The 22,921-nt window shown below is 68.8% G+C and carries 24 protein-coding genes and 1 pseudogene; 12 read left to right on the forward strand and 13 right to left on the reverse strand.

From position 1 onward, the window contains the following. Nucleotides 1–146: 146 nt before the first annotated feature. The 4 genes and pseudogenes from ACLQ29_RS33800 to ACLQ29_RS33815 all read left to right on the forward strand — a co-directional run. Nucleotides 147–488, forward strand: a complete 342-nt coding sequence (locus ACLQ29_RS33800) for a hypothetical protein (RefSeq protein ID WP_425775432.1) — start codon at nt 147–149, stop codon at nt 486–488. An 85-nt stretch (nt 489–573) separates the two neighbouring features. Then, complete coding sequence (locus ACLQ29_RS33805) at nt 574–1,269, forward strand: ABC transporter ATP-binding protein (protein WP_425775433.1); 696 nt, start codon at nt 574–576, stop codon at nt 1,267–1,269. Beyond that, complete coding sequence (locus tag ACLQ29_RS33810) at nt 1,266–3,497, forward strand: FtsX-like permease family protein (protein ID WP_425775434.1); 2,232 nt, start codon at nt 1,266–1,268, stop codon at nt 3,495–3,497. Before ACLQ29_RS33805 ends, ACLQ29_RS33810 begins: the two co-directional genes overlap by 4 nt. Before the next feature lie 87 nt (nt 3,498–3,584). Continuing rightward, a pseudogene (locus ACLQ29_RS33815) lies at nt 3,585–4,025 on the forward strand (kinase); the annotation flags it as partial. A gap of 15 nt (nt 4,026–4,040) precedes the next feature. Here the strand turns inward: ACLQ29_RS33815 and ACLQ29_RS33820 are convergent. Then, a complete protein-coding gene (locus ACLQ29_RS33820) occupies nt 4,041–4,415 on the reverse strand; it encodes a type II toxin-antitoxin system VapC family toxin (RefSeq protein ID WP_425775435.1) in 375 nt (124 codons plus the stop codon). Continuing rightward, on the reverse strand, nt 4,412–4,666 hold the full coding sequence (locus ACLQ29_RS33825) for a type II toxin-antitoxin system Phd/YefM family antitoxin (protein WP_357375944.1): 255 nt from the start codon (nt 4,664–4,666) through the stop codon (nt 4,412–4,414). The genes ACLQ29_RS33820 and ACLQ29_RS33825 overlap by 4 nt, the downstream gene beginning before the upstream one ends. Nucleotides 4,667–4,846: 180 nt before the next feature. On the opposite strand from ACLQ29_RS33825, the gene ACLQ29_RS33830 reads away from it, so the two are divergent. Together ACLQ29_RS33830 and ACLQ29_RS33835 are read left to right on the forward strand one after the other, a co-directional pair. Further along, nucleotides 4,847–5,314, forward strand: coding sequence for a hypothetical protein (locus tag ACLQ29_RS33830; protein ID WP_425775436.1), 468 nt, complete (start codon nt 4,847–4,849; stop codon nt 5,312–5,314). After that, on the forward strand, nt 5,307–6,221 hold the full coding sequence (locus ACLQ29_RS33835; RefSeq protein ID WP_425775437.1) for an alpha/beta fold hydrolase: 915 nt from the start codon (nt 5,307–5,309) through the stop codon (nt 6,219–6,221). The genes ACLQ29_RS33830 and ACLQ29_RS33835 overlap by 8 nt, the downstream gene beginning before the upstream one ends. A gap of 48 nt (nt 6,222–6,269) precedes the next feature. Here the strand turns inward: ACLQ29_RS33835 and ACLQ29_RS33840 are convergent, their stop codons facing one another. Next, the gene (locus ACLQ29_RS33840; protein WP_425775438.1) at nt 6,270–6,992 is read right to left on the reverse strand and encodes a hypothetical protein; all 723 of its coding nucleotides are present in this window, start codon (nt 6,990–6,992) and stop codon (nt 6,270–6,272) included. Between the two features lie 499 nt (nt 6,993–7,491). Between ACLQ29_RS33840 and ACLQ29_RS33845 the strand changes: the two genes are divergently transcribed. After that, a complete protein-coding gene (locus ACLQ29_RS33845; RefSeq protein ID WP_425775439.1) occupies nt 7,492–10,191 on the forward strand; it encodes an RICIN domain-containing protein in 2,700 nt (899 codons plus the stop codon). Between the two features lie 44 nt (nt 10,192–10,235). Here ACLQ29_RS33845 and ACLQ29_RS33850 read toward each other — a convergent pair whose 3' ends face one another. Then, entirely contained in the window at nt 10,236–11,423 is a 1,188-nt protein-coding gene (locus ACLQ29_RS33850; RefSeq protein WP_425775440.1) for a DUF1996 domain-containing protein, read from the reverse strand. A gap of 335 nt (nt 11,424–11,758) precedes the next feature. Here ACLQ29_RS33850 and ACLQ29_RS33855 point away from each other — a divergent pair, with 335 nt between their 5' ends. Further along, complete coding sequence (locus tag ACLQ29_RS33855; RefSeq protein WP_425775441.1) at nt 11,759–13,978, forward strand: peptidase M6 immune inhibitor A; 2,220 nt, start codon at nt 11,759–11,761, stop codon at nt 13,976–13,978. A 133-nt stretch (nt 13,979–14,111) separates the two neighbouring features. After that, nucleotides 14,112–14,408 (forward strand): DUF6582 domain-containing protein, encoded by a 297-nt coding sequence (locus tag ACLQ29_RS33860; protein ID WP_425775442.1) that lies wholly within the window; start codon nt 14,112–14,114, stop codon nt 14,406–14,408. A gap of 18 nt (nt 14,409–14,426) precedes the next feature. Here the strand turns inward: ACLQ29_RS33860 and ACLQ29_RS33865 are convergent, their stop codons facing one another. Next, a complete protein-coding gene (locus ACLQ29_RS33865; protein ID WP_393372589.1) occupies nt 14,427–14,852 on the reverse strand; it encodes a VOC family protein in 426 nt (141 codons plus the stop codon). Nucleotides 14,853–15,007: 155 nt separating this feature from the next. Between ACLQ29_RS33865 and ACLQ29_RS33870 the strand changes: the two genes are divergently transcribed. Next, a complete protein-coding gene (locus tag ACLQ29_RS33870) occupies nt 15,008–16,843 on the forward strand; it encodes a glycoside hydrolase family 15 protein (protein ID WP_425775443.1) in 1,836 nt (611 codons plus the stop codon). Between the two features lie 9 nt (nt 16,844–16,852). Here ACLQ29_RS33870 and ACLQ29_RS33875 read toward each other — a convergent pair whose 3' ends face one another. After that, nucleotides 16,853–17,668, reverse strand: a complete 816-nt coding sequence (locus ACLQ29_RS33875; RefSeq protein WP_425775483.1) for a DUF72 domain-containing protein — start codon at nt 17,666–17,668, stop codon at nt 16,853–16,855. 153 nt (nt 17,669–17,821) lie between these two features. On the opposite strand from ACLQ29_RS33875, the gene ACLQ29_RS33880 reads away from it, so the two are divergent. Next, nucleotides 17,822–18,550 carry a Clp protease N-terminal domain-containing protein gene (locus ACLQ29_RS33880; RefSeq protein WP_425775444.1) on the forward strand — a complete coding sequence of 243 codons (729 nt, stop codon included), beginning with the start codon at nt 17,822–17,824 and terminating at the stop codon, nt 18,548–18,550. Between the two features lie 10 nt (nt 18,551–18,560). On the opposite strand, the gene ACLQ29_RS33885 is transcribed toward ACLQ29_RS33880, so the two are convergent. The 4 genes from ACLQ29_RS33885 to ACLQ29_RS33900 form a co-directional block, all read right to left on the reverse strand. Then, on the reverse strand, nt 18,561–19,079 hold the full coding sequence (locus tag ACLQ29_RS33885; protein ID WP_393372598.1) for a hypothetical protein: 519 nt from the start codon (nt 19,077–19,079) through the stop codon (nt 18,561–18,563). 108 nt (nt 19,080–19,187) lie between these two features. Further along, complete coding sequence (locus ACLQ29_RS33890) at nt 19,188–19,607, reverse strand: PIN domain nuclease (RefSeq protein WP_393372601.1); 420 nt, start codon at nt 19,605–19,607, stop codon at nt 19,188–19,190. Next, a complete protein-coding gene (locus ACLQ29_RS33895; RefSeq protein ID WP_393372603.1) occupies nt 19,607–19,861 on the reverse strand; it encodes a type II toxin-antitoxin system VapB family antitoxin in 255 nt (84 codons plus the stop codon). The genes ACLQ29_RS33890 and ACLQ29_RS33895 overlap by 1 nt, the downstream gene beginning before the upstream one ends. A gap of 62 nt (nt 19,862–19,923) precedes the next feature. Beyond that, the gene (locus tag ACLQ29_RS33900) at nt 19,924–20,118 is read right to left on the reverse strand and encodes a DNA repair protein (protein ID WP_425775445.1); all 195 of its coding nucleotides are present in this window, start codon (nt 20,116–20,118) and stop codon (nt 19,924–19,926) included. Between the two features lie 163 nt (nt 20,119–20,281). Here ACLQ29_RS33900 and ACLQ29_RS33905 point away from each other — a divergent pair, with 163 nt between their 5' ends. Continuing rightward, nucleotides 20,282–20,944: a GNAT family N-acetyltransferase gene (locus tag ACLQ29_RS33905; RefSeq protein ID WP_425775484.1), complete on the forward strand. Its 663-nt coding sequence runs from the start codon at nt 20,282–20,284 to the stop codon at nt 20,942–20,944. Between the two features lie 219 nt (nt 20,945–21,163). Here ACLQ29_RS33905 and ACLQ29_RS33910 read toward each other — a convergent pair whose 3' ends face one another. The 3 genes from ACLQ29_RS33910 to ACLQ29_RS33920 are packed head-to-tail and all read right to left on the reverse strand — an operon-like array spanning nt 21,164 to nt 22,918. Continuing rightward, complete coding sequence (locus tag ACLQ29_RS33910; RefSeq protein ID WP_425775446.1) at nt 21,164–21,862, reverse strand: TetR family transcriptional regulator; 699 nt, start codon at nt 21,860–21,862, stop codon at nt 21,164–21,166. Beyond that, complete coding sequence (locus ACLQ29_RS33915) at nt 21,825–22,319, reverse strand: thiol-disulfide oxidoreductase DCC family protein (protein ID WP_425775447.1); 495 nt, start codon at nt 22,317–22,319, stop codon at nt 21,825–21,827. The genes ACLQ29_RS33910 and ACLQ29_RS33915 overlap by 38 nt, the downstream gene beginning before the upstream one ends. Then, nucleotides 22,316–22,918, reverse strand: coding sequence for a hypothetical protein (locus ACLQ29_RS33920; RefSeq protein WP_425775448.1), 603 nt, complete (start codon nt 22,916–22,918; stop codon nt 22,316–22,318). Before ACLQ29_RS33920 ends, ACLQ29_RS33915 begins: the two co-directional genes overlap by 4 nt. Nucleotides 22,919–22,921 lie beyond the last annotated feature (3 nt).

A 22,921-nucleotide genomic window follows, 5' to 3' on the forward strand; every position in this document is an offset into this window, starting at 1 on the left:
TCCTCGCCAGCACCGGCATGACCCTCGAACCCGAACCACCGAGATAGCCCGAACCTCGGCCTTTCAACCTCTGTAGCGGCCTTCACGTCTCGCACCCGAAGAGGAGCCCAACGGGCGCCTTCGGTTCAGCGGAAAGGAGTGGTTCCTTGAGAAGGCCACCGGTCAAACTGGCCCTCGCTGTCTCAGTCGGCCTGGTCGCTTGGTCGCTGCCCAGCCTCGCGATCGCAGCCACCAAGAGCACCAACGGTTCTGTCACCAGGGATGTGGACAACTGGCAGGGGATCTCGGTCGAGGACACGTCCTGCGACAACCATGATGTGTACTCGGATTACAAGCGCGACTCCGGGTCGGCGCAGGTGTTCCGCAACTCCCAGGGCTGCGGCACCACCGAGACCAGCAGTAAATCGTCCTCGAACCTGATCCAGCGCTTCAACTCGTGTGTCGACGACGTGGGAACCAACACCTGCAGCAGCGACGCAACTCGCTAACCACGTGGTATGACAGTTCCAGGGTGAGTTTGGTGCGGGCGGGGACCAGCCCGACCCGCACCAAACTCCTGCGTTTGGAGGTCGAGTGTCGGCAATCAGGGATGCGCTGGCAGTACAGGCGCGGGGGCTGCGCTACTCAGTCGCCGACAGAGTGATCTTCGATGAGGTGGATCTAGAGGTCAAGTCGGGTGCGTCGATGGCGGTTGTGGGGCCGAGTGGCTCTGGAAAGACAACACTGTTGATGTGTCTTGCCGGTGTCCTACCATTGTCCGCTGGGCAGGTCTGGATCGGCGGCACGGAGTTGACCACTCTTAATACCAAGGCGCGGGCGGCTCTCCGCCTGAGGTCTATCGGTGTCGTGTATCAGTTCGGCGAGCTGCTTCCCGAGCTGACACCGCTGGAGAACGTCGCTCTCCCCGCGCTGCTGGCCGCTACGGGACGACGACGCGCTCACTCCCGTGCCGCCGAACTGCTGCGGGATCTCGGCGTTGGCGACCTGGCAGAAGCGGTGACCGCCACGCTGTCAGGCGGCGAGCGGCAGCGCGTCGCGGTGGCTCGGGCGCTCATCACGGAGCCCGCGGTGATGTTGGCAGATGAGCCGACCGGATCGTTGGATCGCGCCTCGGCGGATGTCGTCGCGGACCTGCTCTTCAAGCTCCCCGAGCAGTATGGCTGCGCGTTGATCGTCGTGACCCACAATGACCGGATAGCGGACCGGGCGGACCATCGCCTGTCCCTTGACTCCGGGCACCTGACCACCGTCGCCGCAGGCACCTCGTGAGCAGGGCTCTGATCCTCGTTGCACTCGGTCGCCGCGCGGGGCGGCGTGGTGGAGCCGGCAGCGCCGTCCACCGCTGGGCGCTCGTCGCCGCGGCGGCGACGGCCCTGTTCACCTGCTGGATCTTCCTCGCGATCAACGCGGTCGCTGTCGAGCGCACCGAGCGCATCGCGGCCCGAGAGCCGGTTTTCGTCGTCAGCGGCATGGAGTCGTCGGCGACTGCCCGGTGGATCCTCCACTCCGACTACGACGACAACAAGCAGTTCGATGTCTTCTACGTGGCGCCACTTCGCCCCGATGCGCCGCCGCCACCCGGCCTGCCTCGATGGCCCGCACCAGGCGAGGTGTTTCTGTCTCCGGCGCTACTCGACAGCTCGGACCCGCAAGCACTGCAGCAACGGTACGGCCGATACGGCGGGACGATCGCCCGACACGGCCTGACCAGTCCGGCGGAGCGGCTGGCCTACTATCGCCCTCCCACCGACCTGGCCTTCGACCAGCGCGAGGGACGAGTGGCGATCAGCGGATTCGGGATCGATCCCGAACGCATGGTGGGTGACCTCTCACCGAGCACCGTTTTTGTCTCAGGCAGCAGTTGGACAGCCACCGATGTCGCGGTTCTGGTTCTAGTTGTCGTGTCGATTCCGGCCGCCGTGCTTGTGCTGCTCGCCGTGCGCAGCAACGCCGAGCGGCGAGATCGCCGCCTTGCGATGCTCGACGCGCTCGGTGCCTCACCCCGGTCTCGGGCATGGGTGTTGATCGGCGAGGCCGTCACGCCGGTGGTCGTCGGAGCTCTGCTGGGTGGCCTGACCGTTCTGCTAGCGACGCTGGTCGACCTGCGCCTTCCTCTTACCGAGTACATCATCGCCGGCGACGACCTTGCCAGCACGCGCGCCCTGCTTGCCCCACTCGCACTCATTGTCGCGACTGGCATCCTCGCGCTCGTCGTGATCGTTCAGCTGCGCAGCAGTGCCCGGGGACAGACGAGGCCCAGGAAGTTGCAGACGCGTTTGCGGGGACTACCCCAGACCATCTTCCCGTTGGCGCTTGGCGCGGCCATCTGGGGCGCCGCCAACTCCGACGGTGGTATCAGTCCCGGCTTTCCCGTCGGGCTTGTGGTCTTCCTCGTCGGCATGGCGGCGACGTTTGCGACTCTGCCGTCGGTGCTGGCCAGCCTCGCCGTCACCGGTGGGCGCTGGATCGCCGTGCTCGGTGGTCGCCGCGGCTGGCCGTCGGCGGTCGTGGGAGGGCGGTGGCTTGGTGCTCGTCCCGCTCTCGTCGCCCGGCTCTGCGCGGCATTCGTGATCGGCTTGGGCCTGCTCGTGCAGGTGCAGGTGCAGGTGCAGCAGGAGTGGGTCGTCGAGCGCACCCGCGGACTAGCCAACGGCGCCTCCAGCTCAGCGCTTTCCGTTGGTGACAAACTCGTGTCCGTCCGCACCAAGGCAACGGCTGCGGGCGCGGACCAATTCGCCGAGGCGCTCGGCCGAGACCGTGTTCTGCGTGTCGTCGAGACCGCCGATCAACCCGTCGTCGTCGGTACATGCACCGCCCTGCAGGCCCTCGGGCGTCTTGCGCAATGTCCTCAGTCGCCGGTGCGCATCGAAGACGCCTACAGCAGCGCCAGCGCGAGGGGGCGGGCGCTGCTCTTTGACACCGAGATCTCCGATCCAGAGTTCGCAGTGACTGCGGCACCGGTGACGACCGGCGAGATCACCGGCTTCTTCGTGCTCAACGACGCAAGCAAGATCGGGGAGCAGCAGATCCAGCAAGCCGCGTATGCGACTCTGACCAAGCCCTACGTCTCGACGCCGGGACAAGACTGGATCGCAGGAGGCTTAGAAGGAGCCGCCACTTTCAGCTGGGTACTGGCATTCGGATTGATGGGCGTCGCAGTGCTGGTGCTCGCCGGGGCCCTCGCCGCCGTCAGCATCTTCCTCAGCCAGGCCAGCTCACTCGGCGTCCTCGCCGCCTACAACGCCGACCGCCGCCTCTACATCGGCATCGCCGGATGGAACCTGGCGCTACCGCTCGTCATCGCCGGCATCATCGGTGCGACCGTCGCTGGCTTCCTCGGATGGCTTGGACTCGTGATCCGCAGCGCGGGCGAACTCTCGATGAACCTCCTCGTTGCGGGCATCGTCGCAGTAGTGGCCTTGGCGACCCTGCTGGCCCTCGTGGGCGGGGAAGCCGCCTCGCGGGCCGCACGCTCGTGGCGCCCTTCCGACGACTGACAACGCAGACCATCCCAGCGTCACGCACATGTGCGCGACGTGATCATGCTGCTCAGGGTCTTCACGTGATCGGCGGCGGTCGGAAAGGTCGGCCAGGACTACCTGCGCCGCATCGTGCTCCGGGAGCGGGACAGACCGGGCGGCGCGGCACCGGAGTTGATCGGGCAGACCGTCAGGTTCGCGCTCGACCATGGCTACCACGTGGTGCTGGACGGCATCATGCACGCCGATCGCTATCGGAGCATGCTGACGAGCCTGCGGGACGGTCACCGGGGGCGGTCGCTGTTCTGCTACCTCGATGTGTCCCTGCCGGAGACGCTGCGGCGGCACCTCACGCGTCCGCAGGTGAGTGAGTTCAGTGCCGAGCAGATGAGCGGTTGGTACGCCGGGCACGACGTTCTGGGCTGGTCCGACGAGCTGGTCCTGGCGCAGAGCGCCGGGTTGGAGGAGGCCGTTCAGGCCATCGCCGCGGCCGCCGGACTGCCCCAGACCGGCCGTGATGACGACATGCTCCCGGTCGTTCCGTAGACCCAGCCTGTCCGATCACACCTTGAGGACGTCCACGTCGTACAGCGCTATCGACGCGTCTCGGGAGGCCAAGGTCAGACTTTCGGTGATTGCTTGGGCCACCAGCATGCGGTCGAAGGGATCGCGGTGATGTGATGGCAGACGCCCGGCGGCGATGGCGTGGGCGTAGGTCACCGGGAGTTCCCGGAAGCCCATGTCTCTTACCCGCTCCGCCAGGTCAGGGGGGCCGCCGAGTTTCCCGGTGCTCTGTTTGATGGTGATCTCCCACAGGGTGACCGGGGAGAGAAAGATGTCCGGCTCGTGTCGCAGTCGGTCGAGGAATTCGGTGCCGAGGGTCGGATCGCCGGTGATGGCCCAGAGCGCGACGTGGGTGTCCAGCAGCAGGGTCATGCGCCGATGCCGAAGTCGGTGGCGATCTCGGCGTTGGTCTGTGGCGAATCCCAGTCGCCGGACAGGTCCAGTTGACCGGCGAGGGAGCCGACTGCGGTGCGGTTGGCCCGCCGGACCAGCGGTACGACCTTCGCCACCGGAGTGCCCGCCCGGTCGATGATGATCTCCTCGCCGTGTTCCACCCGTTCGATGATGCGCGACAGATGGGTCTTGGCGTCATGCATGTTGTAGTGCACGGCCTCAGCCGACATGGCGTGACCCCCCTTGCTTAGCTAAGCGATTAGTCTAGCCGGCTTGGCCGCATGCGCCAGCGGCTTGGCTGTTCGGGTTCGGAGCGGGCAACGCCCGGTCGGCATTCGGGACGACAACCGCTTCCGCTTGACACCAACCGTCAAGCGCTTGACGATGGGTGTAAAGCGAAGGGGGTCGGTGTGTCACCAGAGAACGAGGAACTTGTCGTACAGCTCGTCAGGTTGATCGACGTTCGGCTGCTCGATCCGCTCGAGATCCTGGTCGACGGTCACCCGGCAGTCGACTCGCTGCGTGCCGTCGTGCGCGAACGGGCAAGCTCCTGGGCCACCACCATGGTCGGTGGCGACGAGCAGGCCGCGTACGGCGTGATCGTCCGAGCGATCTCGACGCTCTATCCCGGCGACGGCCCGTTCAACCCGCCCCTCGACTGGTGGCGCACGCCGCTCGGCCAGGTCGTCGCGCGACGGGTGGGCCACCCCACCGCCGAATCGGTGTCGTACGCGGTGGCCGGCGCCATGCTCGGCATCACCCGCCAGGGAGTTCACGACCTGGCCTCCCGTGGCAAGCTCGCCCGCCATCCCGAGGGCGGCGTGCTGTCCGCCGCCGTCCGCGACCGACTGCTCCGGCAAGGAACCCGACGTGCCTGATCCCCTCGTCAGCTCCGGCCGTGTGCCGATCGCGTACCGCGATTTCGGTGGATCGGGCCCCTCGCTGTTGCTGCTGCACGGTGCGGGCGGCAACCTCGCCCAGTTGACGACGCTGGCCGAGGAGTTGCGGCAGGCGTACCGGGTGGTCGGCGTCGACCTGCGCGGCCACGGGCGGTCCGGCGACGGCCCGTGGCGGTGGGACGAGGTGTTGGACGACCTGGCCGCCGTCGCCGACGGCCTCGGTCTCGACCGTCCCGCGGTCGTCGGGGTCTCCCTCGGTGGGATGTTGGCCGCGCTCTGGGCGCAGCGTCACCCGGAGTGTCCCGGCGCGGTCAGCCTGGACGGAAATCCTCCGCCGAGCCGCCCGGAGCAGCTCGCCGGGATGGACCCGGGGCAGGCGGTGACGGCGCTCGCCGAGCTGCGGGCCGTCTTCGACGGGATGGCCGCGATGATGGCCGAGCCGCTCACCGCCGAACGGCTGGCCGCGGCGGTGGCCGGGCAGCGGGCGATGGCCCGGCGGTACGGTGCCGATCCGGCGGACTGGGTGGCGGCCTTCGAACGGAACCTCGTGCCGTGCGACGACGGCCGTAACCTGCTGCGCCCCGATCCGGAGCTGACCGTGCGGTTGCGGGAGGCGATGGGGTCTCTGGACCTGGTCCCCGCCTACCGGGACGCCCGATGCCCTCTGCTGCTCGTCCTCGCCACCGAGGACCTGCCCGAGCAGGAACCGTTCTCCGAGGTGTACGCGGCCTACCGCCGGGCCATCAGGGCGCGACTCGCCGCCGTGGACAACCCGCGCCTGCGGGTGCTGGAACTGGCCGGCGCGAGCCACGCGATGGTCGCCGAACGCCCAGCGGACCTGGCCGCCATCGTCACCGACTTCCTCACCGAGGCAGCTTACGGCTGAGCCTGTCGCGGACGTGGCGGGCTCGCGTCCGACAGCTTGGGCTGTCGGCTAACGCGGTGGCGAGACGTACAACCCGGTGTTGCACCCCGTCTCGCCCGGCTCCAGCCACTCCCGGTCGTACCCCGGTGCGGTGATGGCTCCGTCGGGTTTGCGGACCAGCAGGAGGCAGTCTCGCTCGGCGGGCACGGCCAACACGGCGACCAGGGCGTTCTGGTGGGTGGCCGTGTCCACTGTGACGTGCTTCTCCGGGAAGGCGGCCCGCACTGTGGCCGCGAGGGTGTCGGGCGTGGCGGTGCGCAGTGCCGCGGTGAGCCGGGCGACCGCGTCATTGGGCATCGCCGGGTACGGCTTCGCCGTGGGCACCGGAGGGGCCGCCACGGGCGGGCAGTCGATCTCCTCGGACGTGGTGTTGCGATAGAGCTTCAGCCGATAGCGGTAGCACCGGGTGGCCTGACCGGCGGAGTGGCCGGGGTGGCCGAAGTTCCCGTCACTCTCCGGCACCGCCACCGTGAACCGGACGTCGATGGTGGCCTGCTCGTCGGCGGAGATGCGTCCCGACCAGGCCAGCGGTTCACGGTGGGTTCTCGACGTGCCGTTGGTGGCCGGTTCGAGGATCTCGGTCGCGGCGATGTACTCGGCGTCCCGCACCCGATCGCGACCACCGAGCTGCTCTTTGAGGTGCTCCGCCTCGGCCGCGGCCTCGTCCCGGGCCATCGAGTCGCCGTCGCCGTACTCCGCGCACCCGGCCGTCAGCAGACAGAGCGCCAGCACCGCGCAGACCAACGATGTGGAGCCGGAGCGACGACGGATGCCGGCTGCCCGTCGAGGCGTTGTCCGCCGCCATCCGCCCGTCCGCGTCCGGGGGAGCACAGGACCTTGATCGACGTCGTTCGAGGTGATCCGGTGCGGATGAGCCATGGCGTCGAGCCTGCCGGTCGACGGCAGCGAGAGGATGAGTGCCCGTACTCAGCCTGCTAGGCGGCCCGGTCCCTCGGCGCGGATTCATCGGACGATGCCAGTGGGGCGTGGGACGGGAGTCGGGCGTTCTGCCCGGTACGAGCGTCTTTGCGCATTGACCACTCTTAATTGGCTGTTGCAGTCGTCACACGTTCGACATACAGTCCCTGGGGAGAGCTTCGTAGCGATTGGAAAATGAGTGCGGTCGGGCAACAGCAGCCCTCCGCCAGTCCTTAGTGGCGTCGCTGTTCCGTGCTCGTCGCTCGATACCCGCATTCGGCATCCCGTCGACGGCAAGTGAAAGGAACAGCACGTGAAATCAGCCATATCCACCGCTCGAACGTCATTGTTGGCGCTCGCGGTCTTCGTCTCCGCCGCAGTGCCGGTCGTGCTGACAAATCAGCAGCCGGCCGCAGCCGCGGTCCAGGCGACCTACTACGTCGCCCCGGACGGCAACGACTCCAACGCGGGGACGATCGAATCCCCATTCAAGACTCTGCAACGCGCGCGGGATGTCGTCCGCACGGTGAATACGAACATGACCGGCGACATCGACGTGTTGCTGCGCGGTGGGAGTTATCCGATCAGCAGCACCGTCGAATTCGGCGCCAGCGATTCGGGCACCAACGGATTCCGGATCAGCTACGGCGCCTACCCCGGTGAGAAGCCGGTCCTCGACGGTGGTGTCCAGGTGACCGGGTGGACCCAGCACAGCGGCAATATCTGGAAGGCGCCGCTGGACCGCGCCAACAAGCTGCGTGCGCTGTATGTCAACGACAAGCGTGCCGTCATGGCGTCGAAGACCATCAGCTCGGGGGGCTGTTACGGGACGTACAACATCACGGCCAACCAGGCCGCGTGGGCGTGGGAGTCGGGCTCGCAGTGCGACGGCGCCAAATACAACCTGAATGATTTCCCCGCCGTCGCCCGCAACCAGGACGACATCGAGATCGAGACGGGCACGACCTGGACCACGGCCATCGTGGGCGTCCGCCAGGTGACCACGAGTTCCGACGGCGCGAACCGGGTTGCCCTGTTCCAGCAGCCGGGTGCGGCGATCGCCCAGGGCTCCTTCAACGGCAACGCCCAGGTGGGCGGCAGCCACAAGCTCATGAACGCCTACGAGTTCCTGGACGCGCCCGGCGAGTTCTTCTTCGACAAGGGCACCAAGACGGTCTACTACTACAAGGCCAGTGCCGACAACATGTCGACCGCGTCGGTCTACGCGCCCAACAACCTCACCACCGTGCTGCGAGTCGCCGGCACCTCGACCAGCAGTCACGCGCGCAACATCACGTTCTCCGGTCTGACGGTGCAGCACTCCGACTGGAACCTGTTCAACGTCGCCGGCGCGTCCTTCAAGCAGGCGCAGCAGGGCAACCTCGGTGCCCAGGTGTACGCGAAGGGCAACTTCCACGTCTACCACTACCGCAACGTGGACGTCACTCCCGGCATTCTCCAGGTGCAGAACGCCGACGGGATCCTCCTGCAACGCAACCGGATCCAGCACACCGGCGCCGACGGGATCAGCATGGTCAACGACGTGCAGGGCTCGCAGTTGATCGGCAACTCCACGAACGACATCGCGGGCTCCGCGATCCTGGTGGGCCATCCCCAGCACGTCTACATCGGTGACGGCACGTCGACGAACCGCGAGAAGTACTCCGCGCAGGTCGAGGGGCTGCCGAAGAACATCGACATCAAGAACAACTATCTCTACGACAGTGCCGTCCTGTTCAACGGGCACAGCGCCATCTCGGCCTACTTCGCGGACACCCTCACCATCCAGCACAACCGGATCGAGAAGACTCCGTGGTCGGGCATCACCCTCGGCTGGGGCTGGTGGAACTTCGACGGGTCATCGGGCTCGATCGTGCCCAACCGACCCACCACGACGGCGCGAAACAACAACATCAGCTACAACCACATCATCGACACGGTGCAGCGCCTCAGCGACACGGCCCCCATCTACACGCTCGGCAGCCAGCCCGGGACGATGATCACCAACAACTATCTCCAGGGCGTGCCGTCGGGCCACAAGTACGGGCTGCACCCGGACGAGGGATCGGCGTTCATCACCTTCCGCGACAACGTCCTGAGCATCGACAAGAACGTCACGTGGATGATCAACTCCGACGACTTCGGCCGGAAGCACGATCTGAGCATCACGCAGATCTACGGCCCGATCAACAAGGTCTCGAACAAGAACCTGCCGAACAGCACTGTCGCCGACATCCTCGTCTCCTCCGACTATGTCTGGCCCGCGGCGGCGTACGGCATCGCCGCGAATTCCGGCCTTGAGGACGCCTACCGGGACATCGTCCCGGCGAGCACCTTCTCCGCGCCGAACTACGTGCTGCCGGCCAGCACGTTCGTCGCAGGCGCCACGGCGTCGATCCCGATCCGGAGCACCGGCGACGCCACCAAGTCGGTCTGGCTGGCACCCTCCGGCACGACCACCTTCACCGCCGGGGCGACGATGACCAGGGCGGCCGGCAACGCCACGTCCATCGCCGTGCCGACGACCCAGGGCGAGTACCGGCTCTACGTCGTCGACGCACAGGGCAACCGGTCGGCGGAGTCGACATTCATCGTCCGGCAACAGCAGGGCGGCGGCGGCACGGGAGCCGGGCAGCTCGTGGGTGGCCAGTCCGGCCGCTGTGTCGAGGTGCCCAACTCCTCCACCACGAACGGCACCCAGACGCAACTCTGGGACTGCTCCACCGGCGCCAACCAGCGCTGGACCCAGACCGCCAGCAAGCAGCTGACGGTGTACGGCAACAAGTGCCTGGACGCGTCCGGGGCCGGTACGGCCAACGGCACCGCGGTCATCATCTGGGACTGCCACGGCGGCACGAACCAGCAGTGGAACGTCAACAGCAACGGCACCATCACGAACGCACAGTCCGGACTCTGCCTCGATGCCAACGGCGCCGCCACCGCCAACGGCACCAAGGTGATCCTCTGGTCGTGCAACGGCGGCGCGAACCAGCGGTGGACGCTGCGTAGCTGACCGACCAGACCCCGGGGCCAGGCCGACACGGGCCTGGCCCCGGGCTATTTCTGGTATCCGTAGTTGTCGCAGGTCCGGCGGCCGAGGACGCAGTTCTTGGTGCGCTTGTTCATGGTGGCGACGTCCCACATCACGAACGCGTCGCCGTGCATCGACGAGGCGCTCTTGCCCTCCTTGTCGGAGGAGAGGTAGTAGCCCGCCGGGGTGCCCTTCGCCGGGTACTGGATGTCGAAGGTGATCGCCGGAACCCGGACCGGATGGCTGGGCGGGCAGGCGTCGCCGCTGCCGTACGCCACATGGTCCTTGTGGTTGGGGCTGTCCAGGTGCTTGCCGTCCCAGCAGTCCGGGAACTGCATCATGAAGTGCAGCGTCGCGTCCCCTCCGCAGATGGGCCAGTTGCCGTTGGTGCTGCGGGCGACGCCGTCGAGATCCCCCGGGCCGTAGAAGGCGCAGTAGAACTGCCCGGTCGCGCCGCGCGGTGTCGGCTTCTTCTTCTTGGCGTCGCCGGAGATCATGCGGAGGCCGTTGGGCAGCGGCATCTGGCCCGTCGAGTTCTTGGCAAGCGATCGGTAGTAGACCCGGAAGCCCGTGGTCTCGACCGGCTTGCCCGTCGCGTTGTCGTAGAGCGTGGGCACCCAGTAGGCGGAGTGGTCCTGCGCCGGCTTGCAGGAGGTGGCCGTGAACTTCGTCAGGTCACCGGCGACGGTGTTCGCGTCGACCGCCTTGTTGCCGACGAAGGAGTGCATGTGTGAGGCGCCCGGTAGGCCGGGAGCGACGATCGGGTCATCCGGCAACCGGTGGCTGTACTGGCAGTCCGCGCGGAACTCCGGCAGGTTGCCCACACCGGCCGGGACCGGATCGATCGTCAACGCCCGGTACGCGTCGGCCTGCGCCGTCCAGGCCGTGCGGTCGACGGGGATCCAGCCGGTAGCGGGGATCTTCGGAGCGGCAGCGGTGGACGGGGTCGCGGCGATCGACGGGGTCGTGGAGGCCAACGGCGTCGCGACGGCCGACGCTGCCGCAGGGGACTCGGTGGGTCGGGCCGATGGAGACGGGTAATCCACGGCGTTGGCCGCGTTCGACGGCTCGGGCGGCACCCCGCCGTTGCCCAGGTACACGCCCCCGGCCGCGACGACGAGCAGCACCGCCGCTCCGGCGGCCACGCCGAGTTTGGTGCGGGCCGGCCACCCCGGCAGTCGATGACGGGACGCCGGCGGGCTCTCGTACGACACCTGTCACTCCCAACGAGCCGACATGAGGCTGACCCGAACGGCCACGGCCGCCGAATGGTAGGTGCCCGCCGCCCGTACTCGACAGTTCCTTAAACCTTCCTTAAAGTGCACGGATCGCTGTGTCCACACAGGTCGGTGCGTCGCGCCTGGCCACGGACGTGGAGCAGCCGAAAGTCGCGGATTACCGTTCCCCGGGGTGATATGTATCGCTTTCCCAACCCGTCGAAGGCGAAGGTTGCCTCGGGCTACCGTGTCCCCGGTTCAAGTGATCATCGTGAGCGGTCGACACCCGACCGGACTCACGGGAACCGGGTTGCACACCCGAAGGAGGTTCCATGGCTCGCACCCGCATGGTTGGGGCGCTCGCCGCTGTCCTCGTCCTACCGGCTCTCACCGTCGTGGCCGTGCCGTCACCGGCGTCGGCGGAAGCCGTCGCGCCGAAGGCCGCACCGCCAAGTGACATGCGTGAGCTCACCCGGAAGGACTTCACGCTGGACGGTCGGCCGATCGAGACGCCCGCGCGGTACCAGCCGCGCACCGGCGCGCGGCGGCAGGCGCAGTCGGTCGAGACGCCGGCGGTCGGCACGGTCCGTCAGTGGCTCGGCCTCGACGACGTCCAGGGCTCGGTCTACCGCAAGGACTACACGCTGCGGGCGGTCGGTGAGCACATCGAGGTCTGGGTCGCCAACGACCTGGCGTTCCCGGCCGGTGACTGCCGCGCGCAGGTGCCGTCGTCGACGCAGATCACCGACGCGCAGGTGAAGCACCTGGTCGACGAGTTCGACACGAACATGTACCCGAAGGAGACGAACGCCTTCAGCACCCCACCCGACCGGGACGGCTCCAACGCCCAGATCGGGCCGGACGCCAACGGCGACGGCGGGGTCTACACCGGTGCCGGCAACAAGACCGTCACGCTCGTGGACAACGTGCGGGACGACAACTACTACACGTTCCCGGCCGCGCCGACGTACATCGCCGGGTTCTTTTCCGCACAGTTCAACGAGCTGCTCGACCGCAACGTGATGACCGTCGACGCGTTCGACTGGCTGCACCGCATGACGCCGAACCCGCCGGACGAGCCGACAAGCGACCTGTGCACCAGCCGGGGCGCCCGGCCGAACAGCTACGAGGGCACGTTCGCGCACGAGTGGCAGCACCTCGCGCACTACTACGCGGACCCGTTCGAGGGTAACTGGATCAACGAGGGCCTCTCCGACTTCGCCATGTCGTTGACCGGGTACAGCGACTCGAAGGCCACGGTCTTCGACCGCGGCGCCGACAGTCACCTCTACTGCTACCAGGGGTTCGGCACGGTCCAGACGCCGTACAACACCAACCCGCGCGACTGCGGCGGACCGGAGAACTCCCTCACCCTGTGGGACGAGAGCCCCAACCCGAACGCGGTCCTCGCCGACTACGGCAGCGCGTACTCGTTCATGCTCTACCTGTACGACCGCTACGGCGCCGCCTTCATGTCCCGGCTGCACCGCGACGGTGCCCGGCAGGGCCTCGCGAGCCTGGACGCCGAGCTGGAGACGGTCGGGGTCCACGACGTCTACCAGGTCATCCACGACTTCCAGTCGATGACGCTGCTCGACAAGCTCGTCGGCGAGTCGAAGTTCGGCATCACCCTCGGCGTCGCCAAGAGCCGGGTCACCACGCCGAGCCTGCGCTCCACGGTCAACCTGGCCAGCACGGCGGCCAACGGTACGCCGGGGGCCGCCCCGAACGGAGCCGACTACGTGCAGCTGGGCACGGCCAAGGGCAAGGTGCTCAGCGGTCGCGACCTGCGGTCGGTGAAGTTCCAGGGCGCGAAGACCCTGCCCGCGCTCCCGCTGTCGTGGACGACCACCAGCCAGGACCCGGACCGGCCGGGCAACGCGGTGCTCTTCTCCGGCAACGCCAACAGCCTCGACTCGGCGGCGGTCAGCTCCGTCGCCGTGCCGACCGCCGACCCGACGCTGCGGTTCCAGGCCAAGTACGGGGCGGAGCTCGGCTACGACTACGGCTACGTCACCGTGTCGACGGACGGCGGTGCCACGTACACGGCGATCCCCGGTGACAAGACCGTCGACGGGCCGCGCGGTCCGGCGCTCAACGGCACGACGAGCGGCTTCGAGGCGCGCTCGTACGACCTGTCGGCGTACGCCGGGAAGACCGTGCTGCTCGGTTTCGAGTACGTCAGCGATGGCGGCACCAATGAGGGTGGCCTGCTGCTCGACGACATCACCGTCGGCGGGAAGCTGCTCAGTGACGGCACCAGCCTGGCGCCCTTCGACTCTCCGACGGAGATCCGGCCGACCCCGGTCGGCAACTGGAACCTGCGGCTCGTCGGCATCGACGAGAAGCACTCGATCGCCTGGCAGTTCGAGTCCAACGGCCGCTCCGAGGTCACCATCGGCAAGCTTGAGCTGGCCGTGCTGGACGCCTTCCCGAAGGTCGTCGCCGTGGTGGCGTACGACGAGCCGACCGAGCAGGTGCGGCAGTACGCGCCGTACCAGCTCACCGTGAACGGTGCGGTGCAGCCCGGGGGCAGCAGCTCGCTGAGCTGATCCGCACCCAGGTCGCGGGGCACCCGCCGTCGAGGTCGACGGTGGGTGCCCCGCCCGCTCTGGCCGGGTTGTCGGGACCGGAAAATGTCGGCCGGAGAGGTGCTGGCGGACCGCGTGCGGGTAATGCGGGGTGATGAAGTCGACCTGGAAGCCCCACGAGAAGCACGGCGGGCTGTCGAGCAAGGACAAGCGCGAGCTGCCGGAGACCGTCTTCGCGTTCCCCCGTGAGCGCAAGGAACCGATGACCGACGCCGGTCACGTCCGCAACGCCATCGCCCGGTTCGATCAGGTGCAGGGCGTCACCGACGAGGATCGGGACCTGGCCTTCCAGAACATCCTCACCGCCGCCAAGCACTACGGCGTCGAGGTCGCCGAGACCAACTGGCGTCAGCTCGGCAAGCTCCCGCACACACCGAATCCCGCCCACTGACCGACACGGTCGTCCGGGTCAGGCCGGCTTCAGCGAGGCCAGGATCTCTTCGTAGTGCGGGTTCTTCATGACGCCCAGCACGTTGCCGAACGGGTCGACGACCGCCGCGGTGATGAACCCCTCGTCACCGTGCGGGGTGATCGGCTGGTACTCGGTGGCGCCCAGCGCCAGCAGTCGGTCGACGGTGGCGTCGAGGTCGTCGACGTACCAGTGCATGACCACGCCACCGGGCCCCGTCGCGGCCCCGGGCGGCGCGAACCTGCGGTCGATGATGCCCAACTCCGCCTGGTAGTCGCCGATCCGGAACTCGGTGTAGGCCGGGCGTCCGTCCGGCCCGGGGCGCGAGAAGTACGCCTCGACGCCGAGGAAGTCGGCGTACCAGGCGGTGGCCGCCTCCACGTCGTCGGCCCAGATGTTGAGTGTGGCAAATCCCCGTAGACTCATCAGAAATTCCTTCCGTCGATGTCTTCGAGATGACGCTATCGGCGATCGCGGAAGCTTTGCTTCCGCAATAGTCGGCGTGTTCGCAGAAGTTGCGTGTAACCCGCCCCTTCCCCGGGTAGTCGCCGCCGTTGCCATCACGAGCGGCGGGGGTCAGCGTGGAAGCGAGGTATCCGGCGATCGAGGCGCACGGTCTGATCGGTGACCTGCAGACCGCCGCACTGATCAGCGCCGACGGCTCGGTCGACTGGTTCTGTGCGCCCCGCTTCGACTCACCGAGCGTCTTCGGCGCGCTGCTCGACCACGACAGGGGCGGCCACTTCCGGCTCACGCCCGACGGCGTCGACTACACGAGCAAACAGCTCTACCTGCCCGGTACGCCGATCCTGATCACCCGCTTCCACAGCGCCGACGGCGTGGGGGAGCTGTTGGACTTCATGCCCGTCACCGGCGAACGTGCCACCGACCGGCACCGGTTGATCCGGCTGGTGCGGATGGTCCGGGGGAGCATGCGGTTCCGCTTCGACTGCCGCCCACGGTTCAACTACGGGCGTGATTCGTACGAGATCGAGGTGCACCCCGAGGGTGACGTCTTCCGGAGCCCGACCCTCGACCTCACCCTCGCCGCGTTCCGAGACTCGGAACGGAAATTCGACGCGCGGGGAATCCGGCGCGACGCCGAGGGGGTGTCCGCGTCGTTCACCCTGCACGCGGGCGACATCGGCGGGGTCGTCCTGGAGACGGCCTGCCCGCACGCGCCCCGGGCGATGAGCACCGAGGAGGCGTGCGACCTGCTCGCCCAGACCCGCGACCACTGGCGGCGGTGGGTGGGCCGCTCCCGCTACAAGGGTCGCTGGCGGGAGGTGGTCGAGCGGTCGGCGATGACGCTCAAGCTGATGACGTACGCGCCGACAGGCGCACTGGTCGCCGCACCCACCGCCGGGCTGCCGGAGCAGATCGGCGGGCCGCGCAACTGGGACTATCGCTACACGTGGATCCGGGACGCGTCCTTCTCCGTGCACGCGTTGCTGCGCCTGGGCTTCACCGACGAGGCCCAGGGATATCTGTTCTGGCTCAACGAACGCATCCGCGAGGCCCGCGACGACAACCTGCCGCTGCAGGTGATGTACCGGATCGACGGTTCACCCGACCTCTCCGAGGAGGTGTTGGGTCACCTGGAGGGCTACCGGGGCTCCGCGCCGGTGCGGATCGGGAACGGCGCGGCCGGCCAACTGCAACTCGACATCTACGGCGAGGCGCTCGTCTCGTTGGAACTGGCGGACCGGAGCGGGCTGATCGCGCCGTACCAGGGGTGGCGCAAGACGGCAGGGATGATGGACTGGCTCTGCGAACACTGGAACCAACCCGAGGACGGCATCTGGGAGACCCGGTCCGGCCGGCAGGACTTCACCTACGGGCGGGTGCTGTCCTGGGTCGCGCTCGACCGTGCCATCCGCATCGCGCACCGCCGTGGGCGCCCCGGCGACACCGCCCGGTGGGCCGCCGAACGGGACGCCATCTACGAGCAGGTCATGACCCGTGGGTTCGACCCGGGATGTGGCGCGTTCGTGCAGCATTACGGCTCCGACATCCTGGACGCCTCGCTCCTGGCGATGCCCGGCCTGAACTTCATCTCGCCGACCGACCCGATGTGGGAGTCGACGCTGCGGGCGATGGACGACAGCCTGGTCTCCGACAGCCTGGTCTACCGCTACGACCCGAAGGCCTCACCGGACGGCCTCGCCGGCACCGAGGGCACCTTCAACATGTGCACCTTCTGGTACGTCCAGGCGCTGGCGTTGGCCGGTCGGGTCGACGACGCCCGGTTGACGTTCGAGAAGATGCTGACCTACGCCAGTCCGCTCGGCCTCTACTCGGAGGAGATCGCCCCGACCGGTGAGCAGATCGGCAACTTCCCGCAGGCGTTCAGCCATCTCTCGCTGATCAGCACGGCCACCCACCTCGACGACCTGCTCGACAGGGAGCAGTGCTGACCCGTTCGGTCAGAACAGTGTCAGCGGCTCGACGGGTGTCGGCTCGGGCAGCGGGTCCAGCTCGGGTACGCGTGCCCGTACCTCGTCGTGGAACCGGCGGGCGAGCACGGGCGCGTCGGCGTTGTCCGGGGTGTGCAGGAACATGGTCGGCGAGCGCCCCTCCCGCAACCAGGCCACCGTGACGTCGATCCAGCGCTGCCACCCCTCGACCGTGCGGGTCGGGTCGTCCCGGCCGAGGTAGCGGACGATCGGCCGGTCGGTAAGCGCGAGCGACCGGAGCGGCACGCGTGGCTTCTTGGTCCAGGCGTCCCGTTCGGCGTCGCTGCTGGGTGGGCTCGCGAAGAAGGCCGTCGTGTCGAAGGGGATCCACTCGGCGGACGCGACGGCGAGGGTCGTCTCCAGCAGCCGGGCCGCGTCGGCGTCGGTGAAGAACGCGGGATGGCGGACCTCCACGGCGTACCGGTGCGACGGCGGGAGTTGACCCAGGAAGCGGCGCAGGGTCGGGACGTCGGCGGGGGTGAAGGAGCCGGGCAGTTGGATCCAGAGGGCGTGTACGCGCGGGCCGAGCGGCTCGATCGCGTCGAGGAACGCGCGCAGCGGTTCGCCGACGACGGTGAGCCGGCGTTCGTGGGTGATGACCTTCGGGAGCTTGGGGACGAACCGGAAGCCGGGGTCCGTCTGTGCGGCCCACGATGCCACGGTGTCCCGGGCCGGGGTCGCGTAGAAGGTCGTGTTGCCCTCCACGGCGTCACACCAGCCGGCGTAGTGCCGCAGGCGCTCCGCGGGTGGCAGCTGGTGTCCCGGCCACGACCTGTGGCTCCACATCGCGCACCCCACGTGCAGACGCATGCCCGCCCTCTCCGCCGGTGACCCGTGCCTCGACCGGAGCCCACCGTATCGGGGCGCCTCGCCCCGCCACCCGCCGGACATCGTCAACTTGGGGTTGACGGAATCGGATCGTCAACTTACGGTTGACGCATGACAGATCCTCTCCAGATGAGCAACACCGTCAAGCTGGACGACCTGATCCAGGCCATCAAGAAGGCGCACACCGACGCGCTCGACCAGCTCACCGACGCGGTCATCGCCGCCGACCACCTCGGTGAGGTCGCCGACCACCTGATCGGGCACTTCGTCGACCAGGCGCGCCGCTCGGGCGCCTCCTGGACCGACATCGGCCGCAGCATGGGTGTCACCAAGCAGGCCGCCCAGAAGCGCTTCGTGCCGAAGGCCACCGACGGGTCGCCCCTCGACCCGAACGAATCCTTCGGCCGGTTCACCCCCCGGGCCCGCAACGTGGTGATGTCCTCCCAGGAGGAGGCCCGCGCCAGCGGAAGCCCCGAGATCCGCCCCGAGCACCTGGTGCTGGGCCTGCTTGCCGAGCCGGAAGGGCTGGCCGCCAAGGTGATGGCCGGCCGGGGCGCCACTGCCGAGGTGGTGCGGGAGAAGGTCGCCGCCCTCCTCCCGCCACCCGCCGAGCAGGTCCCGGACCTCATTCCGTACGACGCGCGTGGCAGGAAGGCGTTGGAGCTGACCTTCCGGGAGGCGCTGCGCCTCGGGCACAACTACATCGGCACCGAACACATCCTGCTGGCCCTGCTGGAGCAGGAGGACGGCACCGGCGTGCTCACCGATCTCGGCCTGGCGAAGGCGACTGTCGAGGCCGACCTGGCCGCCGCGCTCGCCGCCTTCACACCACCGAAGTGAGGCCCCGGCGTCAGGGCGCCTCGGGGAAGCCGTAACGCAGGGCGTGCTCCGGATCGGCCGGGTCGATCTGGCGCACGCCCGCGTCGGCGAGGCGCTTGTTGACCTCGTCGAGCTGCTCGCGCACCAGCCGGGCCTCCTCCTCGGTGACCCGGCCCCGGTGTGGCTTGCCGGCGTGCTCGAGCGTGCTGTAGTCGATCTTCTCGGCGCTCTTGCGGGCCTTCGGTGGGCGGACCCGCTCGGCCGTCCGCAACAGTTGCGCCATCGGCACGTCGGTGGCCATCGCGTCGAACTCGCTGGCCGTCAACACCACCCGACGCGGCTCGCCGCCACCGTGCCGGTCGTGGATCTCCACCACCGCCACGTCCAGGGCGGCGTCGTCGATGTTTTCCACCTCGCCCGGGGTGGCGTCCAACTGCACGGGCCCGGCGACCAGGTCCGGGTGCTCCAGCACGACGACGCGGACCACCTCGTCCTCCTGCCGCAGAACCGTGCCGGTGAAGTCGGAGACGTGGATCGTCTTCTTGCCCATGCGGGGAGCTTCTCCTGTCGTAGGCCGGATGCCGGACCACAAGAAATTACCCGACAGGTGTGCGAAAGCCCTCGCTGGACCTCCCCGGTGTGTCGCCTCGGGCGAAGGTCAGAGGCTGCCCTTCGGTGCCACCCACTCGCTGGGTTGACCGGTGACAGCGGTGATGCGGTCGTAGTCGGCGTCGTAGTGCAGGACGGTCGCGCCGTGTTCCTCGGCGGTCGCCGCGATGATCAGGTCGGGCAGCCGGAAGTTGCGGTGCTGGCTCTCGGCCGCGAGTAGGCGATGAACCGCCATGGCACGGTCCATCGCCGCTGTCGACACGTCCATCCACCGCCCTCCACGCAGTGCCTGCCAGAGGATCTCGTACCCCTTCGGGTGGGGTGCGTTGTTGAGGTATTCCAGGCTGGTCATGTGGCAGGCGGCGAGCCGCCCCTCGGCCAGAAGCGACTCGAAGCGCCGCCGGACCGACGCGTGACGCCCCTGCAGAACATAGACCGAGGTGTCCGCAAGATAGATCTGACCAGCCATCAAGCTGCCTCGGCGTTGCGTGCCTGCTCGGCGAGCGAGTCCAGGTCGCGACCGCCACCGTAGCGCCAGGCGTCCACGGACCCGGAGAAGTCCATCTCCACCTGATCGAAGGCGGCAACAACCTCGCGAGCCTGTCGGCGTACGGCGAACGCGTGCAGGGCTGCATTGATGGTGGCCACCTTGGTGTCGGTGCCGAGCACCTCCTTCGCGGCGTCCAGCCACTCGTCGTTCACGTCCACGGTGATGCGAGTCATGGCGTGAAGATACACCAGATTGGGCCGTGCCGAGGCACCAAATTCGAGTGAGGTTTGGTGCGTCAGAGCGTGTTCAGGCGGTGCTGACTCGAACTGCCGGCGGGCAGCTTGTTCAGCCCCGCCCACGACAGGGTGCGCCCGCCGAGCGCTGGGGGATGCCAGTAGCGCGGCTGGGGCGGGATGCCAGCGGTGCCCTCCGACGCGCGCCAGAGTCGCTCGGGGTCCTGCTGGTAGTGGGGGTACTGCTCATTCGGCATGGCCCTACCGTTGCAAACAAAGGTGTCCAGATAAGGACAAACATATGACGGTCGATCGCCGTGTGCGGTCACCGTGCCCCGCCCGGCCCTGCCGGATCGCAGCCCGGCCGGGCCAGCCCGGCGTACGGTGATCCACGACGGGTGGACCGACGGGGAGGTGGACATGCTCGACCGGCGGGTCCAACTGCACCTGGCCACCTGGCTCGGCCAGTGGCCGGCCGGGGCAGGGCTGCACGTGGTCGCCTCGCACCGACGGGCCGCGCCGGCCTGGGACGGCCGGCTGCGCCCCGCGCTCGCCGTGGATACCGGGCGCAGCGGCGTGCTCTCCGTCGCGCCGGACCGGGTGGCGGCGATCCGCTCGCTGATCCGGCGTACCCCGGACCGGTTTCTCGCCGCGTTGCCGCAGGCCGTGGGGCTGCCCGAGTGGTGCGTGCACGACGGCCCCTTCCGGTGGAGCGTGTCCCCCGCGCCGCTACCCGACGTGGGGGAGTGGACCCCACCGACGGCTCCCGGGCTGCCGCCCTGGCTGCGGCTCTTCGACCGGCCGGTGCTCGTGGTCCGCGACCCGGCCGGTGGCTACCTGGCCGGTGCCGGGATCAAACGGCACGACGCGTACGGGCACGAGTTGGCCGTCGGCACCGCGCCGGTCGCGCGGGGTCACGGCCTCGCCCGCCGACTCGTGGCACAGGCGGCGCGGCGGGTCCTCGACGAGGGGGCGGTGCCGACCTACCTGCACGAGCGGGACAACCTCGCCTCGGCCCGGGTCGCCGACGCGGCCGGTTTCCCGGATCGGGGCTGGCGGGCGTACGGGGTCTATCCGCGCTGAGTGGCGCCGGGCGCTCGCGGACCGTGGATCCCGGGCCGGATCCACGGTCCGCAACCTCCCCCCAGGCCCCGGTTCCGGGCGTGCCGACCCGCGTCGGGTCGGTACGCGTCGATCACGCTACGTATCGAACAGGCGTGGGGCAAGGTGTGAGCTGTCGGTTCGGAGTGTCGAAAAGCGGACTTGACCTGCTTCTTCGCTGATCGCTAGGTACCGGCCGGGTCAGTGACGGAGCGTGCGAATCAGGTCGAGCACCTGTCGGGTCACCGGCCGGAGGACCCGGAGCCGGGACAGCGCCACGAGCCGGTCGATCAGTGGTACGGCCCCGTCGATCAGCTGACGGGTCTTGGCCTGGCCCGGCGATCGATCGTGCACCCAGTAGAGGATCACGCCCATGTACGCGAGCCAGAGCAGCTCGGGCAGTTGCGGGCGAAGCTCGGCGTCGACCTTGGCCGTCGAGCCCGTCAACACCTCGGCGAAGAGGTCGATGGCCGCCTGTCGAGGACCGGAGGACTCCGCGGAGAAGGGGCTCAGCGGGGAGGTGGGCTCGGCCGCCGTCTTGAAGAAGGTCGCCGCGAACGCGTGCGACGGCGTCTGCACGTCGATCCCCGCGTGCAGCACTCCGGCCAGCCGGGCGCCGAACGCCTCCTCCCGATCGAGCACGGGCTGTGCGGCCGCCCGGTGCGCGGCCTGGGACTGGGCGTAGAACTCCTGGATCAGGTGGTCCTTGGAACCGAAGTAGTAGTAGGCGTTGCCGACCGCCACGCCGGCCTCCTGCGCGATCGCCCGCATGGTGGTCTGGGCGTAACCCCGCTCGCGGAACAGTCGCATCGCGGTGTCCCGGATGAGCTGCCGGGTCTGCTCTCCTCGGGCGGTGGCTGGGTCACCCGCAGTGGTCGTCTGCGCAGGCTGCTCGGTCATCGAGGCCACCGTATCCCGCCAGGTCGTTTGTCGGCTCGTCCCACGGGTCGCGGACCCGCTCCCGGATCGCCGAGGCGGCGGCCACCGCCTGTCGGGCGAGGGGCAGCAGGTGCGGTCGGGCCAGTCGCTCGGCCATGGACCGGTGGTCGGCCAACGCCCACAGGCAGGCGAACCAGGCGCCGTCGCCCGCGTACACCTCACCGGTGTCGGCGATCACGGTGAGGTCGCGCAGCGTCGCGTCGTGGTCCAGGCCGGGGAAGCGCCGCCGGGCCTCGGCGGACCCGGCCGGCACGAACTCCAGGGGTACGAGCTGGGCGCGGGAGGTCAACCAGCGGCGGGCGGCGCGGCAGAGCGGGCAGGCCGCGTCGAACAGCACGGTGAACCCCCGGATCCCGCCGTCGGAGTGCGCGGCGGGATCCGGGAGCCGACCGACGCCGTCGGTCGGTGGCACGGTCATCGGGTCGGCGGGTTGTTCGCCGGCCCGGCGCCGGGCTGCGGTCCGGCCGGCTGCGGTCCGGCCGGGTGCGGTCCGGCGGGGTGCGGTCCGGCGGGGTGCGGTCCGGCGGGGTGCGGTCCGGCCGGGTGCGGTCCGGCCGGGTACGCGCCGGTCGGCTGGGGCCCGGTCGGGTACGCGCCGACCAACTGCGGTCCGACTGGGGCGGGCTGCATGGGAAGTCGGCCGATCGGGGCGATCGGGGGGTGGGTGGCGAGCTGGCGGAGGCGGGTTCGGCGGTAGCGGCCCAGGGCGAAGACGTTGAAGAAGTGCAGCGCGCCCAGCACCAGCAGCACCAGGCCGACCTTGAGTGACAGTTCCTCCATGGCCTGGCTTGTCGACACCACCGCGTCGGAGTGCCTCATCGCCACCGTGACGTAGCCGAGGTTGAGCAGGTAGAACCCGACGACCAGGAGGCTGTTGACCGCTCGGGCGAGTCGTTCCTCGGCGAACACCTCCTCCAGGAAGACCAGCCCGTTGCGCGACAGTGCCCGCGCCACCCAGATGGTCAGGCCGACGCTGACCGCGAGGTAGATCACGTACATCCAGACCTTGGTGTCCATGTG

This window comes from Micromonospora sp. DT228 (genome assembly GCF_049841595.1).
Lineage (GTDB): Bacteria > Actinomycetota > Actinomycetes > Mycobacteriales > Micromonosporaceae > Micromonospora.

What these genes read in the sequence shown, in the direction of transcription:
- ACLQ29_RS33820 (WP_425775435.1), bottom strand. Translation starts at nt 4,415, where the DNA reads ATGACCCTGCTGCTGGACACCCACGTCGCGCTCTGGGCCATCACCGGC.
- ACLQ29_RS33825 (WP_357375944.1), bottom strand. Translation starts at nt 4,666, where the DNA reads ATGTCGGCTGAGGCCGTGCACTACAACATGCATGACGCCAAGACCCAT.
- ACLQ29_RS33855 (WP_425775441.1), top strand. Translation starts at nt 11,759, where the DNA reads ATGGCTCGCACCCGCATGGTTGGGGCGCTCGCCGCTGTCCTCGTCCTA.
- ACLQ29_RS33860 (WP_425775442.1), top strand. Translation starts at nt 14,112, where the DNA reads ATGAAGTCGACCTGGAAGCCCCACGAGAAGCACGGCGGGCTGTCGAGC.
- ACLQ29_RS33865 (WP_393372589.1), bottom strand. Translation starts at nt 14,852, where the DNA reads ATGAGTCTACGGGGATTTGCCACACTCAACATCTGGGCCGACGACGTG.
- ACLQ29_RS33875 (WP_425775483.1), bottom strand. Translation starts at nt 17,668, where the DNA reads ATGTGGAGCCACAGGTCGTGGCCGGGACACCAGCTGCCACCCGCGGAG.
- ACLQ29_RS33880 (WP_425775444.1), top strand. Translation starts at nt 17,822, where the DNA reads ATGACAGATCCTCTCCAGATGAGCAACACCGTCAAGCTGGACGACCTG.
- ACLQ29_RS33885 (WP_393372598.1), bottom strand. Translation starts at nt 19,079, where the DNA reads ATGGGCAAGAAGACGATCCACGTCTCCGACTTCACCGGCACGGTTCTG.
- ACLQ29_RS33890 (WP_393372601.1), bottom strand. Translation starts at nt 19,607, where the DNA reads ATGGCTGGTCAGATCTATCTTGCGGACACCTCGGTCTATGTTCTGCAG.
- ACLQ29_RS33895 (WP_393372603.1), bottom strand. Translation starts at nt 19,861, where the DNA reads ATGACTCGCATCACCGTGGACGTGAACGACGAGTGGCTGGACGCCGCG.
- ACLQ29_RS33900 (WP_425775445.1), bottom strand. Translation starts at nt 20,118, where the DNA reads ATGCCGAATGAGCAGTACCCCCACTACCAGCAGGACCCCGAGCGACTC.
- ACLQ29_RS33905 (WP_425775484.1), top strand. Translation starts at nt 20,282, where the DNA reads ATGCTCGACCGGCGGGTCCAACTGCACCTGGCCACCTGGCTCGGCCAG.
- ACLQ29_RS33910 (WP_425775446.1), bottom strand. Translation starts at nt 21,862, where the DNA reads ATGACCGAGCAGCCTGCGCAGACGACCACTGCGGGTGACCCAGCCACC.
- ACLQ29_RS33915 (WP_425775447.1), bottom strand. Translation starts at nt 22,319, where the DNA reads ATGACCGTGCCACCGACCGACGGCGTCGGTCGGCTCCCGGATCCCGCC.
- ACLQ29_RS33920 (WP_425775448.1), bottom strand. Translation starts at nt 22,918, where the DNA reads ATGGACACCAAGGTCTGGATGTACGTGATCTACCTCGCGGTCAGCGTC.